The 2,498-nt window shown below is 70.5% G+C and carries 3 protein-coding genes; all 3 read left to right on the top strand.

The window, feature by feature from the left end; all coding sequences use genetic code 11:
- Positions 1-69: 69 nt before the first annotated feature.
- From istA to I6A60_RS40920, 3 genes are read left to right on the top strand one after another with little or no spacing between them, the layout of a single operon-like run.
- Positions 70-1,320, top strand: a complete 1,251-nt coding sequence (istA, locus tag I6A60_RS40930; protein WP_203017262.1) for an IS21 family transposase — start codon at positions 70-72, stop codon at positions 1,318-1,320.
- Positions 1,317-2,117 (top strand): IS21-like element helper ATPase IstB, encoded by an 801-nt coding sequence (istB, locus tag I6A60_RS40925; RefSeq protein ID WP_203017264.1) that lies wholly within the window; start codon positions 1,317-1,319, stop codon positions 2,115-2,117. Before istA ends, istB begins: the two co-directional genes overlap by 4 nt.
- Complete coding sequence (locus tag I6A60_RS40920; RefSeq protein ID WP_203017266.1) at positions 2,114-2,431, top strand: hypothetical protein; 318 nt, start codon at positions 2,114-2,116, stop codon at positions 2,429-2,431. Before istB ends, I6A60_RS40920 begins: the two co-directional genes overlap by 4 nt.
- The last annotated feature ends 67 nt before the right edge of the window (positions 2,432-2,498 follow it).

The following is a 2,498-nucleotide window of genomic DNA, read 5'->3' as shown; positions in this document are numbered from 1 at the left end:
TGTCGCCGGTCCGTGAAAACTGACCCCCTGGGGACCTCCGAAAGTTGACCCTCCTGCTTGCGTAGGGAGGTGCTGAAGGTGGAGGACTGGGCGGAGATCCGCAGGTTGCATCGGGCCGAGCAGGTTCCGATCAAGGAGATCGCCCGGCGGCTTGGAGTCGCGCGGAACACGGTCCGTAAGGCGTTGGCGTCGGATGGTCCCCCGAGGTACTCGCGGCCGGCGCGGGGTTCGGTGGTGGATCCGTTCGAGCCCCGGATCCGGGCGTTGCTGGCCGAGTGGCCGCGGATGCCGGCGACGGTGATCGCGCAGCGGATCGGCTGGACCTATTCGCTCTCGCCGTTGAAGCGGCGGCTCGCGGTGATCCGGCCGGAGTATGTCGGGATCGACCCGGTGGATCGGGTCGTCTACGAGCCAGGGCAGGTCGCGCAGTGTGATCTGTGGTTCCCGGCGGCGCCGGTCCCGGTCGCGGCGGGGCAGGAACGGGTGCTGCCGGTGCTGGTGATGGCGCTGGGGTTCTCCCGGTTCCTGACCGCGACGATGATCCCCTCGCGGCAGGCCGGGGACATCCTCGCTGGGATGTGGCTGCTGATCGGCGGCGTCGGGCGGGTCACGAAGACGCTGGTCTGGGACCGGGAGGCCGCGATCGGCGGCGGTGGCCGCCCGACCGCGCCGGCGGCGGCGTTCGCGGGCACGCTGGCCACCAGGATCCGGCTCGCGCCACCGCGGGACCCGGAGTTCAAAGGGCTCGTCGAGCGGGCGAACGGCTATCTGGAGACGTCGTTCCTACCGGGACGCCGGTTCGCCTCGCCGGCCGATTTCAACGTCCAGCTGTCCGACTGGCTGGTCTCGGCGAACGCCCGCACCGTCCGGTCGATCAGTGGCCGCCCGGTCGACCTGCTGCCCACCGACAGGGCGGCGATGCTTGCGCTGCCTCCGGTCGCCCCGCCCGTCGGCCTGGCCAGCCGGGTCCGCCTGGGACGGGACTACTACGTCCGCGTCGACGCGTCCGACTACTCGGTCGACCCGCGGATGATCGGCCGGTTCGTCGACGTCACCGCCTCACTCGAGACGGTCACCGCGCTCTGCGACGGCCAGACCGTCGCCGCCCACCGCCGCAGCTGGGCACCACACACGGTGGTCACCGACCCGGCCCACGCCACGGCCGCGAAGGCCATGCGCCAGGCCCTGGCCGCCGACCGTCAGGCCCGTCAGAGCCGTCGGCACGCCGACGGACACCCGGTCGCGCTGCGCGCGCTGCCGGACTACGACGCCCTGTTCGGCGTCGACTTCGACCCCACCGGAACGGAGAACCAGCCATGACCACCACGACCGCCGCGGCCCGGGACGGCCTGCCCGCGATGATCGCCTATCTGACCCGGGTGTTGAAGACCCCGACGATCGGCGCGTTCTGGGAACAGCTCGCCGACCAGGCCCGCGCCGAGAACTGGTCACATGAGGACTACCTCGCCGCCCTGCTGCAACGCCAGGTCGCCGACCGCGAGTCCAAGGGCACCGTCATGCGGATTCGCACCGCGCACTTCCCGACCGTCAAGACGTTGGAGGACTTCAACCTCGACCACCTGCCCTCGCTGCGCCGCGACCTGCTCGCCCACCTCGCGACCAGCACCTACGTCGCGAAGGCCGAGAACGTCGTCCTGCTCGGCCCGCCCGGGATCGGCAAGACCCACCTCGCGATCGGCCTCGGGGTCAAAGCCACCCAGGCCGGCTACTCCGTCCTGTTCGACACCGCCAGCAACTGGATCACCCGGCTGTCCGACGCGCACCACGCCGGCCGGCTCGACGCCGAACTCACGAAGATCCGCCGCTACAAACTCATCATCATCGACGAGGTCGGCTACATCCCCTTCGGCCAGGACGCCGCGAACCTGTTCTTCCAGCTCATCGCCTCCCGCTACGAACAGGCCTCCGTCATGGTCACCTCCAACCTGCCGTTCGGCCGCTGGGGCGAGACGTTCTCCGACGACATCGTCGCCGCCGCGATGATCGACCGGCTCGTCCACCACGCCGAGGTCCTCACCCTCACCGGCGACTCCTACCGCACCCGCCAACGCCGCGAACTGCTCACCAAAGGCCGCCCCGACCAGGACCGGCAATGACCACCACCCCGCAGGCCCCACCCGACGGCCCGTTCACCACCGAGGCCGAGGCCCACCAGAGCCTGCTGGCCCGCCGCCCCGACACCGACCCCCACCTGCCCCCGGCCGCCCGCCACGACCACCTCCTGCAGGCAGTCACCGACGCCGGCGTCACCCTCGGCGCGTTCGACGCCCGAATCGTCGCCTGGCTCACCCACACCTGGGAAGCGACCACCACCGCCGTCTTCGCAGGCCTGATCACCCGCGCACACCACGCCGGGAAGACCACCACCGCCACGGCACACCCGCACCACCGAGAACACCGCACTACCTGATCTTGAAATCGACCCGGGGTCACATTTCACGGACCCCCAGGGGGTCAAATTTCAGAAACCGTTGACA

This window comes from Frankia sp. AgB1.9 (assembly GCF_016786355.1).
In the GTDB taxonomy this organism is placed as follows: Bacteria; Actinomycetota; Actinomycetes; order Frankiales; family Frankiaceae; genus Pseudofrankia.
Note: the sequence above shows the minus strand (reverse complement) of the source record. Positions and strands in the feature narration are given on the sequence as shown.

Excerpts from the sequence above, each read along its gene's own strand:
- I6A60_RS40920 (WP_203017266.1), top strand. The coding sequence starts at position 2,114 with ATGACCACCACCCCGCAGGCCCCACCCGACGGCCCGTTCACCACCGAG.
- istB (WP_203017264.1), top strand. The coding sequence starts at position 1,317 with ATGACCACCACGACCGCCGCGGCCCGGGACGGCCTGCCCGCGATGATC.